Annotated in this window: 13 protein-coding genes; 6 read left to right on the forward strand and 7 right to left on the reverse strand. The window is 74.2% G+C overall.

Features of this window, described 5'->3' with window-relative positions:
• The first annotated feature begins 191 nt into the window (after positions 1 to 191).
• Positions 192 to 1,112, forward strand: coding sequence for an aminoglycoside phosphotransferase family protein (locus ACZ5NJ_RS34745; protein WP_468770360.1), 921 nt, complete (start codon positions 192 to 194; stop codon positions 1,110 to 1,112).
• Here ACZ5NJ_RS34745 and melC2 read toward each other — a convergent pair.
• The 3 genes from melC2 to ACZ5NJ_RS34760 all read right to left on the reverse strand — a co-directional run bounded on the left by melC2 (position 1,109) and on the right by ACZ5NJ_RS34760 (position 4,464).
• Positions 1,109 to 1,951, reverse strand: a complete 843-nt coding sequence (melC2, locus tag ACZ5NJ_RS34750; protein ID WP_468770362.1) for a tyrosinase MelC2 — start codon at positions 1,949 to 1,951, stop codon at positions 1,109 to 1,111. The genes ACZ5NJ_RS34745 and melC2 overlap by 4 nt on opposite strands.
• Positions 1,948 to 2,370, reverse strand: a complete 423-nt coding sequence (gene melC1 / locus ACZ5NJ_RS34755; RefSeq protein WP_468770364.1) for an apotyrosinase chaperone MelC1 — start codon at positions 2,368 to 2,370, stop codon at positions 1,948 to 1,950. The genes melC2 and melC1 overlap by 4 nt, the downstream gene beginning before the upstream one ends.
• Positions 2,371 to 2,547: 177 nt before the next feature.
• Entirely contained in the window at positions 2,548 to 4,464 is a 1,917-nt protein-coding gene (locus ACZ5NJ_RS34760) for a serine/threonine-protein kinase (RefSeq protein WP_468770365.1), read from the reverse strand.
• 227 nt (positions 4,465 to 4,691) lie between these two features.
• Here ACZ5NJ_RS34760 and ACZ5NJ_RS34765 point away from each other — a divergent pair, with 227 nt between their 5' ends.
• A complete protein-coding gene (locus ACZ5NJ_RS34765) occupies positions 4,692 to 5,504 on the forward strand; it encodes an endonuclease/exonuclease/phosphatase family protein (protein WP_468770366.1) in 813 nt (270 codons plus the stop codon).
• Between the two features lie 16 nt (positions 5,505 to 5,520).
• On the opposite strand, the gene ACZ5NJ_RS34770 is transcribed toward ACZ5NJ_RS34765, so the two are convergent.
• Positions 5,521 to 6,870, reverse strand: a complete 1,350-nt coding sequence (locus ACZ5NJ_RS34770) for a lysine N(6)-hydroxylase/L-ornithine N(5)-oxygenase family protein (protein WP_468770367.1) — start codon at positions 6,868 to 6,870, stop codon at positions 5,521 to 5,523.
• A 224-nt stretch (positions 6,871 to 7,094) separates the two neighbouring features.
• Between ACZ5NJ_RS34770 and ACZ5NJ_RS34775 the strand changes: the two genes are divergently transcribed.
• Positions 7,095 to 7,733, forward strand: a complete 639-nt coding sequence (locus ACZ5NJ_RS34775) for an FMN-binding negative transcriptional regulator (protein ID WP_468770368.1) — start codon at positions 7,095 to 7,097, stop codon at positions 7,731 to 7,733.
• A gap of 62 nt (positions 7,734 to 7,795) precedes the next feature.
• Here the strand turns inward: ACZ5NJ_RS34775 and ACZ5NJ_RS34780 are convergent, their stop codons facing one another.
• Complete coding sequence (locus ACZ5NJ_RS34780) at positions 7,796 to 8,710, reverse strand: LmbU family transcriptional regulator (RefSeq protein ID WP_468770370.1); 915 nt, start codon at positions 8,708 to 8,710, stop codon at positions 7,796 to 7,798.
• Positions 8,711 to 8,786: 76 nt separating this feature from the next.
• Between ACZ5NJ_RS34780 and ACZ5NJ_RS34785 the strand changes: the two genes are divergently transcribed.
• The gene (locus tag ACZ5NJ_RS34785) at positions 8,787 to 9,926 is read left to right on the forward strand and encodes a serine hydrolase domain-containing protein (RefSeq protein ID WP_468770371.1); all 1,140 of its coding nucleotides are present in this window, start codon (positions 8,787 to 8,789) and stop codon (positions 9,924 to 9,926) included.
• Here the strand turns inward: ACZ5NJ_RS34785 and ACZ5NJ_RS34790 are convergent.
• Positions 9,895 to 10,920: an AfsR/SARP family transcriptional regulator gene (locus ACZ5NJ_RS34790; protein WP_468770373.1), complete on the reverse strand. Its 1,026-nt coding sequence runs from the start codon at positions 10,918 to 10,920 to the stop codon at positions 9,895 to 9,897. The two genes, ACZ5NJ_RS34785 and ACZ5NJ_RS34790, sit on opposite strands and share 32 nt — an antisense overlap.
• Positions 10,921 to 10,956: 36 nt before the next feature.
• Positions 10,957 to 11,682, reverse strand: a complete 726-nt coding sequence (locus ACZ5NJ_RS34795) for a thioesterase II family protein (protein WP_468770374.1) — start codon at positions 11,680 to 11,682, stop codon at positions 10,957 to 10,959.
• Between the two features lie 422 nt (positions 11,683 to 12,104).
• On the opposite strand from ACZ5NJ_RS34795, the gene ACZ5NJ_RS34800 reads away from it, so the two are divergent.
• Entirely contained in the window at positions 12,105 to 12,320 is a 216-nt protein-coding gene (locus tag ACZ5NJ_RS34800) for an MbtH family protein (protein WP_351882380.1), read from the forward strand.
• A 289-nt stretch (positions 12,321 to 12,609) separates the two neighbouring features.
• Complete coding sequence (locus tag ACZ5NJ_RS34805) at positions 12,610 to 13,206, forward strand: LmbU family transcriptional regulator (protein ID WP_468770375.1); 597 nt, start codon at positions 12,610 to 12,612, stop codon at positions 13,204 to 13,206.
• Positions 13,207 to 13,240 lie beyond the last annotated feature (34 nt).

A 13,240-nucleotide genomic window follows, 5' to 3' on the forward strand; every position in this document is an offset into this window, starting at 1 on the left:
CCCCCCCCCCCCCCCCCCCCCCCCCCCCCCCCCCCCCCCCCCCCCCCCCCCCCCCCCCCCCCCCCCCCCCCCCCCCCCCCCCCCCCCCCCCCCCGCCGCCGTGAAAAGGCGTGGCAGTCGGCCGCCGGCCCGCCGTAGGCTCCTGGCCGCCCGAACCGCCTCAGCCCCGACGCCCCGTCACGAGGAGCCGTATGACGACCAGCGCGAAGATGCACGCCGACGAGACCGGCACCGACGAGGCGCTCGTCCGCGCGCTGATCCGCGCCCAGTTCCCCCGGTGGGCCGGCCTCCCCGTCACCAGGGTGGCCTCCGCCGGCACGGACAACGCCATGTACCGCCTCGGCGACGGCCTGGCGGTGCGCCTGCCCCGGATCCCGGGCGCGGCCGCTGACGTGGCCAAGGAGCACCGCTGGCTGCCGCACCTCGCGCCGCACCTGCCCCTGGAGGTCCCCGAGCCGCTGGGCCGGGGCGTCCCCGGCGAGGGCTTCCCGTACCCGTGGTCGGTGTACCGCTGGCTGGAGGGCGAGGACCTCTTCGACGTACCCGTCACCGACCTGCACGCGACCGCCGTCGGACTCGGCCGCTTCGTCGCGGCCCTGCGCGGCGTCGACGCCGCCGGCGCGCCGGTGTCCTTCCGCGGCGGCCCGCTCGCCGGCCGCGACGAAGGCGTCCGCGCCGCGATCCGCGACCTCGGCGCGGACGGGACGCACGACGCGGACACCGCGACCGCCCTCTGGGAGGCCGCCCTCCGGCTCCCGCAGTGGCAGGGCGCCCCCGTCTGGCTGCACGGGGACCTGCTGCCGGGCAACCTGCTGGCGCGTGACGGACGGCTGCGGGCCGTCATCGACTTCGGCGGGGTGGGCGCCGGAGACCCCGCGTGCGACACGATGGCCGCCTGGACCCTCCTGACGGCCGAGACCCGCGGCGCGTTCCGCGAGGCGGCCGGGGCGGACGGGGCCACCTGGGCCCGCGGCCGCGGCTGGGCCCTCTGCTTCGGCCTCACCGCCGAGCACTACTACCGCGAGACCAACCCGGTCCTCGCCGCCGTCGCCCACCGCACCACGGTGGAGGTACTCGCCGACTGGACGAAGGGGACGGCCTGGACGGCCTAGTAGCGCTGCCCGCCGTTCTCCGTGTCGAACGTGTAGAAGCGGTGGTGGTCGAGCAGGTCGGCCGGGGTCACGTTGTTCCACGGGCTCAGGACGGACCGCAGGTCGACCACGTTCGCCGTCCGGGTGGCGGGCAGGTAGCCCGACTTCGGGTTCTTCGCCTGCCACTCGGCCCACAGCTTGTCGATGAAGGCGTGGTGCAGCCAGAACACCGGGTCGTTGGGGGAGGCGGCGGAGGTCATCTGGCCGCCGACCCACATGTGCACCCGGTTGTGCAGGTTGACGCCCCGCCAGCCCTCCAGGGCGTTGCGGAACCCGTTCGAGGCGCTGTTCCAGGGCGCGGCGTCGTACACCGGCAGGGCGATCACGGAGTCCACGTCCGCCCGCGTCGGCAGCTGCGGGGTCCCGGAGCCCAGGCCGCGCCGCAGGTAGGTGCGCCGGTCGACGCCCACCGTCAGCGCCCACTTGCCGCCCTGGTAGGCGAAGGGCCCGTCGAGCACCTGGCCGTCGCGGCCCCGGCGGGTGCCGCCCATGAAGTCCGAGGCCCACAGCGAGGAGCCGGCCGTACGGTCGGCCGTCCAGTCCCAGTAGGGGAGCGAGACGTTCCGGTCGATCCGCTGGAGCGCCGACTCGAAGTCCAGCAGGAACCGGCGGTGCCAGGGCAGGAAGGACGGGGAGCGGTGGCCCACCCGGTCGCCGAAGTCCGAGTCGTTGAGCAGGTACCAGTTGTGGGCGTTGACGTACCGGTCGTAGACGCCGGTCCGCTTCAGTTCGAGCACCGCGTTGACGAAGGCGCGCTTCTCGTCCGGTGTGAGGGTGGCCTGGTTCTTGCGGACGGTCACAGCTTGGCCTCCTTGGCCACGAACGGGACGAGGTCGGCGCCCTGGAGCTCGCGGACGGCGGCCTTCGCGGCCGAGATCGGGTCCGGGAAGGTCTCGTAGTGGTTGACGACGGTGACCCAGCTGCCGTCGGCGTTGGGCATGATGTGCAGGTCGTTGCCGTCGATCTTGACGACGGGCATCGCCATGCCGTGGTGGCCGCCCGGGCCCACGGTGATCTGGATGCGGTGGCCCTGGTAGGTCTCGTCGATGGTGCCGGTGGGCAGGGAGACGGGCGCTCCGGACGGGCCCGCCGCCCCCGGCGCGCCGGAGGCGCCGGCCGCCGGGGCGGGGGTCGACTTGGACGAGCAGGCGGCCAGTCCGATGGCCGCGGCCAGGCCGGAGCCGAGCCCCAGCGCCTGTCGGCGAGTGATCATGTTCATGGCTTGAATAGGTATCAGAAGCCTTCGAACAACCGATCGGTGGCCCGTGCATCCACCGCCCGCGGCCCCGGCGGACACACGGCCGGGGCCGGAAACGCGGCCGCGCCGACCGTCATCTCACGTGGCCATGACGGCCTGTTCCGGCCAGTGTGCCCCTCCGGTCCTCCGGCGTGCCGCTCAGGACTGGCGGCTCCAGCGCTGCGAGGCGTCACCGTCGCACGAGGACGTGTTCAGCCCGCCCCCGAAGGCCAGGTCCAGGCAGGCGCCGGCGGAGTCGCGCAGGGTCTCGCCCGACCCCGACCGCCACAGCCGGCCGATGTCCTGGGCGCAGTCGCCCACGAAGACGGCCTGGTTGGGGCCGTTGGAGTACAGGCACTGGCCGCTCTGCTCGTTGACCAGCTTGAAGCTGCCGTCCGGCCGGGCGCGCACGGCCCACCGGGCGGAGGCGTCCCCGCAGTCGCCGGAGTCCGAGGCGCCGAAGACCTGGGTGATGCACTCCCCGTTGTTGCCGTTGCGGTACCGCCCGGCCCCGGAGGGCGGCTGCGGCGCCGTCGTCGTGGACCCGCCCCCGCCGGAGGGGTGCGACCCGCCCGCCCCTCCTGCCCCGCCCGCCCCGTTCGCCGTACCGGGGGCCGGGCCGGTGCCCGTACCGGGTCCGGTTCCCGTCCCGGGGGCGGGACCGTTCCCGCTGCCGCCGCCCTGGGGCGCGCCCGCCGCACCCTGCCCCGCGCCGGCCGCACCCTGCCCCGCGCCCTGCCCGGCCGGGCCCGCGCCGCTTGCCGGGGACGGCACGCCCGGCTGCGGCGCACCCGACGGGGCGGCGCCCGCGGCCGACGGCCCCGCCGAAGCGGGGACCGGGGCCGACGGGCCGCCCGGCGCCGGGGTGGAGGCCGGCCCGGCTCCCCCGGACGCGGCCCCCGCCTCCGCTCCCGCTTCCGCCTTGGTCCCGGGCGAGGAGCCGAACGGCAGGTTCTGGATGGCGAGCGTCGTCCCGCTCGCGACCACGACCACGGGAACGACGGCCAGCAGCACCCTGGCGCGCCGCCCCCGCCCGGCCGGCCCCGCCGGCCCCGCACCGGCCGGGGCCCCGGCCTCCCGCTCCGCCTCCGCTCCCGCCTCCGCTTCCGCCCGCCGGCCGCCCTTCCCGCCGAGCGGGAGGGTCGGAACGTCGACCTCCTGCACCCGCTCCGCGAAGGCCGCCCGCTCCGACAGCCGCGCGGTGACGGCCTCCGGCCACGGCGGGCCCCCGTCCGGGACGTGCCCGGAAGCCCGTTCGAGCAGTTCGGCGGCGCCGGGCCGGTCCGCGGGGTCCTTGGCGAGGCAGGCCCCGACCAGCTCGGCGAGCTCCTCGTCCAGCTCCCGCAGCGGATCCAGACCGGGCTCCTCGTGCACGATGCGGTACAGCACCCCGTGCCCGGACTCCTCGCCGAACGGCGGCCGGCCGCAGGCGGCGTACGCCAGGACCGAGCCCAGCGCGAACACGTCGGTGGCCCCGCTCAGGCCCCGCGTCCCCGACGCCTGCTCGGGCGCCATGTACGCCGGCGTGCCCACGACCATCCCGGTGCGGGTCAGTCGGCTCTGCTCGGCCGCCCGGGCGACCCCGAAGTCGATGAGGGTGAGCCCGTCGAGGGTCAGCATCACGTTGGACGGCTTGAGGTCGCGGTGCACCATGTCCAGCGCGTGCACGGGCGCCAGGCTCGCCGCCGCGTCCCGCAGCAGCCGCCACAGCGACGGCGCGGGCAGCGGACCGCCGTGCACGTCGAGGGCCTCGCGGAGGGTGAGCCCGGGTATGTAGGCGGTGGCGAACCACGGGGGCCGCGCGGTGCGGTCGCTGGCCAGCAGCGGCGCGGTGGCCTCGGCGGGCAGCCGCGCGAGGTTGTCCAGCTCGTGCCCGAACCGCCGTACGAAGTCCTCGTCCTCCCCGACGACGGAGGCCAGCAGTTGCTTGACCGCGACGTACCGGCCCTCGGAGACCCCGAGGTACACCCGGCCCATTCCGCCCGCCCCGAGCCGCCCGGCCAGCGCGATCTCCCCGATCCGGCGCGGATCGTCCGCCTCCAGCGGCTCGGCCCCGCTCCCGTCCAGCTCCACCACGTCAGCCCCAATGGGTTCGGGATCACTTCCCCGGAAAGCTACCCGACGCCCCCTGGGCCGCGACAGCCGCTCCCCCGCCGACTCCCGCCCCGCGCACGGCAGTTCGCTCCGCGCCGGGGGCGCGCACCAGCCGGTGCGGGTAAACGCGCCGGCGGCGGGGACCTGACCGGTGACAGCCCCGCCCCGCCCCCGCCCCGACCGCAGCCCGCCCGACCGGGAGCCCCGCCATGCGCTGCCATCGCCCGCGCCCCCTGCGCGCCGCCCTCCTCCTCCTGCTGGCCCCGACCCTCCCCGCGGCCCCCGCCCACGCCGCCGCGGCGGGACCGCCCCTGCGCGTGGTCACCTACAACATCTGCGGCAACATGTGCGCCGCCGCCCCCTACGACGACGCCCGGCGCCTCGACAGCGTCGTCGCGCAGGCGTCGCCCACCGGCTGGAACGCCGACCAGCTGTTCCTCCAGGAGGTGTGCGAGCCGCAGTACGACGCGATCCTCGCCCGGCTGGCGCCGCTGGGCTTCCAGGGCCACTACGGCGCCACCCTCTCCGGCCTGCCCAAGGTCTGCGGCGGCCACCCCTACGGCAACGCCGTCCTGGTCAGGGGAGCGGTGAGCGCCACGGCCGACCTGGACCTGACCGTCGGCGGCGAGTCCGAGCCGATCCGGGTGCCGTGCGTACGCAGCGTCCTGTACGGCGCCGCCCACTGGGCCTGCTCCGTCCACCTCTACTGGGACGACGGCACCCGCGCCGCCCCCGAGGCGAGGAGGCTCGCCGACCAGGCCGGGGCCTGGCGGGACCAGGGTCTGACCGTCCTGCTGGCAGGGGACTTCAACCACTCGCCCCACACCGCGACCACGGAACCCTTCTACTCCGGCGGCTTCACCGAGGCCGACGGGGCGAACACCCCCACCTTCGGCGAGAAGAAGATCGACTACGTGTTCTTCGGCGGGCCGGACCTCACCGGGCGCGAGGCCGAGGTCCTCCCGCTCGACCCGGCCGTGTCCGACCACCGGATGCTGCGCGCCGTCGGCGGACGGCGATGACGGCGGCCGCGCCGCCTCAGGCGGCGTTGGACGCCTCCTCCGGGTGGCGCCCCAGCTCCCGCTCGGTGCGCCGCATCACGATCGAGTCGGCGATCTCCCCGCTGCGCACCGCGATGTTCGACAGCAGGGCCGATGACAGGCCGTGGCTGTGCTCGGTGCCGCCCTGGAGGTAGACCCCGCAGGTCAGCCCCGAGGTGGAGACGAGCCGGTAGTCGCGTTCCACCCGGTGCCGGCCCGCGGCGTCGCGCTGGAAGTGCCGGTCGAAGTCGTCGCCGAGCAGCCGGGCCGGGTCCAGGCCGTCGTACCCGCTGGCGAACACCAGCGCGTCGACGGCCAGTTCCTCCGTCGTGTCGTCGAGCAGCGAGCGCAGCACCACCCGCGCCCCGCTCCCGGAGCTCTCGACCGCGTCGACCCGGGTGAGGTTGCGGAACCGCAGCCGCTCGGTGCCGCGCACCTGCTCGTCGTACGAGCGCTGGTACAGGGAGCGGATGACGTCGGCGTCGACCACCGAGTAGTTGGTGTTGCGGTGGTAGCGCCAGAACGCGTCCCGCGCGCCCTCGGCGGCGAAGTAGTACTCGTCGACCGTGTCGGGGTCGAACACCTGGTTGGCGAAGGGGGTGTCGTCGGCCACCGAGTAGCCGTAGGACGGGATGACCGCGCAGACCTCGGCGTGCGGCAGCGAGTCGTACAGGAAGCGGGTGACCTCGGCCGCGCTCTGGCCGGCCCCGACCACCGCCACGCTCCGCAGGCCGTTCGGGTCCAGGGCGTTGAACCTGCTCAGGAACTCCGAGCTGTGCCACACCCGCTCGCCGGCCGCCACGCCCTGCGGCATGCGCGGCACCAGTCCCGTCGAGACGACCACGTTGCGGGCGGTGACCACGCTGACGGCGCCGCCGCCGGAGCGCACCTCCACCTCCAGCAGGTCGGGCGCGGCGGCCCCGGCTCCCGTGACGGGGCGGATCGAGGTGACCTCGGCGCCGTAGGTGACCTGGTCGCGCAGACCGGCGGCCGCCCACTCCAGGTACTGGTGGAATTCCTGCCGGGTCGGGATGAAGCTCTGGTTGTTCACGAACTGCACCAGCCGGTTCGAGGCGTGGAGGTACGAGACGAAACTGAACCGGGACATCGGGTTCCTGAAGGTGGCCAGGTCCTTGAGGAACGAGATCTGCATCGTCGTCGACGGCAGCAGCATGTTCCGGTGCCAGCCGAACGTGGGCTGCCGCTCGAAGAAATGGGACGTGACCGGATGCTGCGGGGCGCTCGCCCCGTGCTCCTGCAAGGCGATCGCGAGCGACATGTTCGAGGGGCCGAACCCGATGCCGACGACGTCGTAGATCTCTTGGTCGCGCCTGCCCGTTATGCCCATAGGAAATTCTCCCCCTTGCGTCTGGAAAACTCGGCCGGTGGCCCGAGAGACCGTTCTGAAGTGTTGCCCGGAGCGGGCTCCAGAGCAACTGGAAAACTGCATGAAGACCGTTCGAGGACTTATCCGGATGGCCTGGACCGGAAATCGTTGTCCCGTCGGCGGGACGGCGGTACGGTCGGCGGGATTTCACAACCACATTGCCGAAAGGGTGAATCCCGGTGTTCGTGCCCAGCTTTTACCGTGAACCGGACAGTTCGTGGATGGTGGACCTGATCCGCGGAAATCCCATGGCGCTGGCGGTGGCCAACGGCAGCCCCGAGGACGGTCCGTACGCCACGCACCTGCCGGTCATCTTCGACCCCGCGGCCCCGGTGGACGGCGCCGGCGAGCTGACCGGAGCCACACTGCTCGGCCACATGAACCGGGCCAATCCGCACTGGACGGCCCTGGAGACGGGCGGCGTCCTGCTGCTGACGTTCACCGGTCCGCACTCCTACGTGTCGCCGACGGTCTACGGGAAGACCCCGGCGGCTCCGACCTGGAACTTCACCTCGGTGCACGTCCGGGGCGTGATCGAGAAGATCGAATCGACCGAGGAGACGCTGGAGGTGGTGCGGTCCACCGTGAGCGCCTTCGAGGGGGAGTTCGGCACCGGCTGGGACATGACCGGATCGCTCGACTACTTCCGGGAGATCGTGCCCGACGTGGGGGCCTTCCGGTTGACGGTGACGGGGGCCGAGGGCATGTTCAAGCTCAGCCAGGAGCAGCCGGACGAGGTGCGCGAGCGGGTGCGCGAGTCGTTCGGGCGGAGCGCGTGCACGTACCGGCGCGAGACCGCCGGACTGATGGAACGGCTGCCCTGACGCACCGGCCGCCCTGACGCACCGGCTTCCCGACGGGCCGGTCGACGGCCGCGCGGCCGCCCTCAGGCGCTGACGGCCTCCTTGCGCCCCTCCCGCTCGGCGAGCTCCTCCAGGGCGCTCGCGGCGGCGCTGTCCAGGGTGGTCATCACCCACTGCTCGAAGTCGACTCCCAGCTGTTCCGCGGCCTTGTGCCACCACTGGACACGGCTGCCGGGAACCTCCAGGCGGCGGCTCGGCTCGATGGCCGGCCGGGCCGGCTGCCCGCCCTGGCGCGCGGCGCGCAGGGCCCCGCGCAGCTGCTTGGTGGTCCAGCGCCCCTGCTCGGCGCGGTCGAGCCACAGCTCCTGGTCCCCGGCCGGCATGGAGGCCAGCTCCGCGTGGTGCTGGAAGCTCAGGGCGGGCCGGCGCCGGGCCAGCTCGAAACGCCGGGAGACCCAGGCGTAGTTGCGCAGCGTCTGGTACGAGAGGCCGGCGGCGCGGATGCCGCGCTGGTAGCGGTCGGTGTAGTGGTCCTTGCCGTACTTGAGCCAGTCGCCCAGCCACCAGCACGAGGAGTCGAGGACGCCGACGAGCTGGTGCCCGGCCCGCTCCCACTCGTCGTAGGCCATGCCCGCCGGCATCTGCAGGCCCACCCTGGTCGTCAGTACCCGGTCCCGGCGCGGTGCCGGTCCCGCGGGCTGCGGCTGCCGGGACGGGGGCTGCGGGAGAGCGGTTGCCGGGCTGCCATGCGACGCCGCGGTGTGACCGGCCTGACGTGCCATCGTGCCTCCAGGAGAAGGGGCGTACACAACCGGCGAGAACTGTTGCCGGGCGGGCTGGAGCTTTGCCGGAGCAGCGTTCGAACGGCAGCGCCCCGCCGGGCGCGGGGGTCTGTCCCGTCGACGGGACGGACCCCCGCGCAATTCCCGGCCCATTCCCGTCGGATTCCGGACCGTCAGGGATCTGTATACGGCCGCCCGGACGGTGAAAAGAACCATCAGGCAGGTATTTTTTTGCCCACGTGATTGTCCGGAGAGGGGTATGACGATGGGGAAAAGACCGAGAGCCGGAGTCGTGGCACTGGCGGCGGTCGCGCTGCTGGCCACCGCCTTCACGGGCCCCGCGCGAACGGCCCGGGAGCCGCGCCCCGCCGCGGCCGGCCACCAGGCCACGCAGCGCGCGATCGACGCGGCGGTCGCGGCGGGCGTCCCCGGCGTCGCCGCCGAGGCGCGGGACGCCGACGGGGTGTGGAAGTCGGCGGCGGGCGTCACCGACCGGACGACGGGCGCCGCACGCACCAAGAACGACCGGTTCCGCATCGGCGGGATCACCAACACCTTCGTGGCGACGGTCCTCCTCCAGATGGAGGCGGAGGGCCGGCTCGACCTCGACGACCCCGTGGACCGCCACCTGCCCGGCCTGGTGACCGGCAACGGCAACGACGGCAGCGCCATCACGGTCCGCCGGCTCCTCAACCACACCAGCGGCCTCTTCGACTTCCTCGCCGACCCGCAGTACGCCGCCACGTACCTGACGGGCGACGGCTTCCTGCGGCACCGCTACGACACCCTGACGCCCGAGCAGCGCGTGAAGGTGGCCCTCTCCCACGAGCCGCCGTTCCGTCCCGGCGTCCGGCACTGGTACTCCAACACCAACGACGTCCTGGCCGCGATGGTGCTGGAGCAGGTCGCCGGCCGGCCCTACGAGGAGGAGGTGCGCCGGCGCGTCATCGAGCCCCTGGACCTCAGGGCCACCTCCCTGCCGGGCACCGGCACCCGCCTGCCCCAGCCCAGCGGCCGCGGCTACTCCAGGCTCTTCGCCGACCGCCCCGACCGGATCGACGACGTCACCGAGACGAACGGCTCGCAGAGCTGGGGCAACGGCGACATCATCTCCAGCACGGGCGACCTGAACCGGTTCTACGAGGCCCTCATGCGCGGGAAGCTGTTCCCGCCGCGGCAGCTCGCGGAGATGAAGACGACCGTCGACAACCCCGACTGGCCGGGCGCCTCCTACGGACTGGGCATCGAACGGCTGACCCTGGAGTGCGGCACCGTCCTCTGGTACCACGACGGGGGCGCCGTGGGGTGGATCTCCCTGGCCGCCTTCACCGAGGACGCCCGCCACCAGCTCACGTTCAACTACAACGCCAACTGGGGCGCCGAGACCATCCTCCCCCTCGTCAACGCCGAGTACTGCCCGTCAACGCGTTGAACCGGCACAGCAGCCGGTTCTGCTCCTGCTGGAGCCGCTCGATGTGGTGCTGGAGGCGGGCGATCTCCTCGAACAGGGGCAGCGCCGCCCCGCCGGCGGGCGACGGGACGGCAGGCGGCGGCACGGCGGGCGACGGCACGGCGGGCGACGGCACGGCGGGCTGCGACGGAACGGCCGGGAGGCCGGCGCCGGCCGGGAAGGCGGTGACGGCCGTGGCGAGCGCCGGGTCGTGCCGGAGGATCGCCTGCATCATCCCCCGCAGCGCGGGCCCCGGCTCGACACCGAGTTCGTGCACCATCCGGTTGCGGGCCCGCTCGTACACGCCGAGCGCCTCCGCCTGCCGGCCGCAGCGGTAGAAGGCGACCATCAGCAGGTCGTGGAACCGCTCCCGCAGCGGGTTGTCCGTGGTGAGCACCATCAGCTCGCCGGTGATCTCACCGTGCCGCCCGGTGCGCAGGTACGCCTCGTACATCATCTCCAGCGCGGTCAGGCGCTGCTCCTCCAGCTGCGCCGCCCGGCCCGCGCAGATGTCGCCGAGCACGCTCCCCTCCAGCGCCGGGCCGCGCCACAGCGCCAGGGCCCGGCGCAGCAGCTCACCGGCCCGCGCCGGGTCCTCGTGCAGGACCCGGCGGGCCGCGTCGGTGAGCTGCTGGAAGCAGACCGCGTCCGTTTCGGCGGGGGCGGGCCGCAGGCTGTAGCCGCACGAGGTGGTCGTGATCCACGGCTGCCGCTCCCGGCGCCGCTCCTCCCCGCCGCCCTCCGGCCCGGACAACAGCCGGCGCAGCCGGCCCACCTGGACCTGGAGCGCGTTCGCCGCGTTGGCGGGCGGCCGCTCCCCCCACAGCTCGTCGATGAGCTGCCGCACCGAGACGTGGTGCCCGGCCTTCACCACCAGGGCCCCCAGCAGCGCGCGCTGCTTGGCACCGGTGGGAAGGAGGTGCAGGCCGGCCTGTTCGTCGCGGGCCTCCACCAGACCCAGGATGCGGAACTGCATGTCTTCTCCTCGCACGGGCCGGAGACGCGGGCTGGGTCAGGAGGGGCGCGCCGCCCCCGCCGCGTCGAGCGCCGCGGTCGCGTCCCGTTCGATCTGCCGCAGCAGCGGCCCGGGATCGTCCTGGAAGTAGAAGTGGCCGCCGTCGAGCACGCGCAGGCCCAGGAAGCGCTCGGTGTGCCCCGCCCAGCCGGCCATCCGCGCCGGCGAGGCGTGCGCGTCGCCGGCGCCCGCGTAGGCGGACAGCGCCACCGGCAGCGGGCCCGCGCCGGGAGCCGGGCGCCACTCCTCCACCAGCCGCAGGTCGGCCCGTATGACCGGCTCGAACACCGACCACAGCTCCGGGTCGTCGAAGATCCCGTCGGGCGTGCCGCCGAGCAGGTTCAGCCGGCTGCGCAGCTCGGCGTCGGGCAGCTCGTGGTACGGCTCGGCCGGCCCCGCGGGCTGCGGCGCGGTCCGCGCGGACACACCGATCCACACCGGCGGCGGCAGGCCCCGGGCGGCGGCCCGCCGGGTGATCTCATAGGCGACGAGGGCGCCCATACTGTGGCCGAAAAGGGCATACGGACACGTGAGTTCGGCCTCGATGCCGTCCAGCAGGAACTCGGCGAGGCGGCCCGCGTCCGTGATCGGCGGCAGGTCGAGGAGGAAGCCGTGGCCCGGGGCGTCCAGCAGCCGCACGTCCCAGGTGTCCGGCAGCCCGGCCGGCCAGTGGCGGTACGGCAGGTGCGATCCGCCCGCGTGGTGCAGGACGAACAAGCGCAAGGCAGGACGTGTGCTGTCCATCTCTCTCCCTCGGATCGGGCCGCGCACCCCCGCACCATAGAGCGGCGCCCGGCCGGCGGGGTGCGGGCATCAGGTGGCCTGTGCCGGGGGTGTGGCCGCTCTCCAACGATCCTCAGGCGGTCCGGCCCCGGCGCGCGGGGACGGGCCGCGAGCGGGACTCGACCGTGTCTCAAAAGGGCCGTGGATACAGTGGCGCCGAGCCGGACCGGCAACGCGGGCAGCCCAGCCCCGACGACACCCGCGATCCGGCCCCGCAAGGCCGGGACACCGCACCACCGCTCGAACCGGACGCCGGACACCCTGTCGCACCACGCCGATCGGCGAACCCGTCCCGCTCCCCGTACCCCGGCCCGGCGCTCTTCCCTTCCCGAGTCACCCCATGACAGTTAAGGAAGTGTCACGTGAGCACGAACCCCTTCGACGACGGGGACGGCCGCTTCCACGTCCTGGTCAACGACGAGGACCAGCACTCCCTGTGGCCGGTGTTCGCCGAGGTCCCCGCCGGCTGGCGGGTGGTCTTCGGCGAGGCGGACCGGGCCGCGTGCCTGGAGTACGTCGAGCGGAACTGGACCGACCTGCGCCCCAAGAGCCTGCGCGAGGCCATGGCGGCCGACTGACGCCGCCGCCCGCCCGCGGGCCCGCACACCCGCGTCCCGCCGCAGCCCGCGCAGCACACGGGCGGGCGGCCGGGCGCGGTGGAACGACGGCGGCCGCCGCCGGGGAGACCCGGCACGCGGCCGGCCGGCGCCAGGCAGACACTCTGAATGGGGGATGAAGATGGTGAGCGGCGCTGCCAGAACCGCGGGCGGCTACCGGACCCGGCCGACGGGCCACGGAGGGGGGACCGCGCAGGGCGATGTGGTCCTGTCCTTCGTCGGGCCACAGGCCGAGGTGCGCAAATCGGGGATGATCCTTCCGGCGAACCTGCCCGAACGGTCCTGGGAACAGATCGGCACCAACCTGCGCGAGCTCGGCAACTCCTCGGCCTGGTGGCTCGCCGACTGGCTCCGCTTCGGCGAGACCGCCTACGGCTGGCGGCGCTACAAGGAGGCGATCGAGCGCACCGGGCTCGACTACCAGACCCTGCGCAACTACGCCTGGGTGGCGCGGCGGTTCGACCACCACCGCAGGCGCGACGGCCTCAGCTTCGCCCACCATGCCGAGGTGGCCCGCCTGGCGCCCCCCGAGCAGGACTACTGGCTGCGCAAGGCCGAACAGCAGAAGTGGTCGCGCAACGAACTCCGCCGGGCGGTCCGCGCCAGTCTGGCCGTGCAGAACGACACGGCCGCCCTCCCCCGGGACGGGGACGGCGAGGAGCGCGGGGTGTCCCGGCTGGCCGGTCCGGCGGCCGGCGCGGAACGCGGCCGGCAGGTCACGAAGCTCACCATCGAGCTCTCCGCGGACCAGCTGGAACACCTCTCCAAGACGGCCGCCGCGCACGGCCTGCCCGTCGACAAGTGGGTGACCCGGCTCATCGAGTCCGCCGACCGCAAGACCGCCTAGGCGGTCTCTTCCGGATCTCGCCCGACCCGCGGGC

The sequence above is a fragment of the Streptomyces sp. NPDC032091 genome (assembly GCF_055580265.1).

Coding starts and splice junctions, on each gene's coding strand:
- ACZ5NJ_RS34770 (WP_468770367.1), bottom strand. CDS start 6,870: ATGGGCATAACGGGCAGGCGCGACCAAGAGATCTACGACGTCGTCGGC.
- ACZ5NJ_RS34780 (WP_468770370.1), bottom strand. CDS start 8,710: ATGGTTCTTTTCACCGTCCGGGCGGCCGTATACAGATCCCTGACGGTC.
- ACZ5NJ_RS34745 (WP_468770360.1), top strand. CDS start 192: ATGACGACCAGCGCGAAGATGCACGCCGACGAGACCGGCACCGACGAG.
- ACZ5NJ_RS34765 (WP_468770366.1), top strand. CDS start 4,692: ATGCGCTGCCATCGCCCGCGCCCCCTGCGCGCCGCCCTCCTCCTCCTG.
- ACZ5NJ_RS34790 (WP_468770373.1), bottom strand. CDS start 10,920: ATGCAGTTCCGCATCCTGGGTCTGGTGGAGGCCCGCGACGAACAGGCC.
- ACZ5NJ_RS34805 (WP_468770375.1), top strand. CDS start 12,610: ATGATCCTTCCGGCGAACCTGCCCGAACGGTCCTGGGAACAGATCGGC.
- melC1 (WP_468770364.1), bottom strand. CDS start 2,370: ATGAACATGATCACTCGCCGACAGGCGCTGGGGCTCGGCTCCGGCCTG.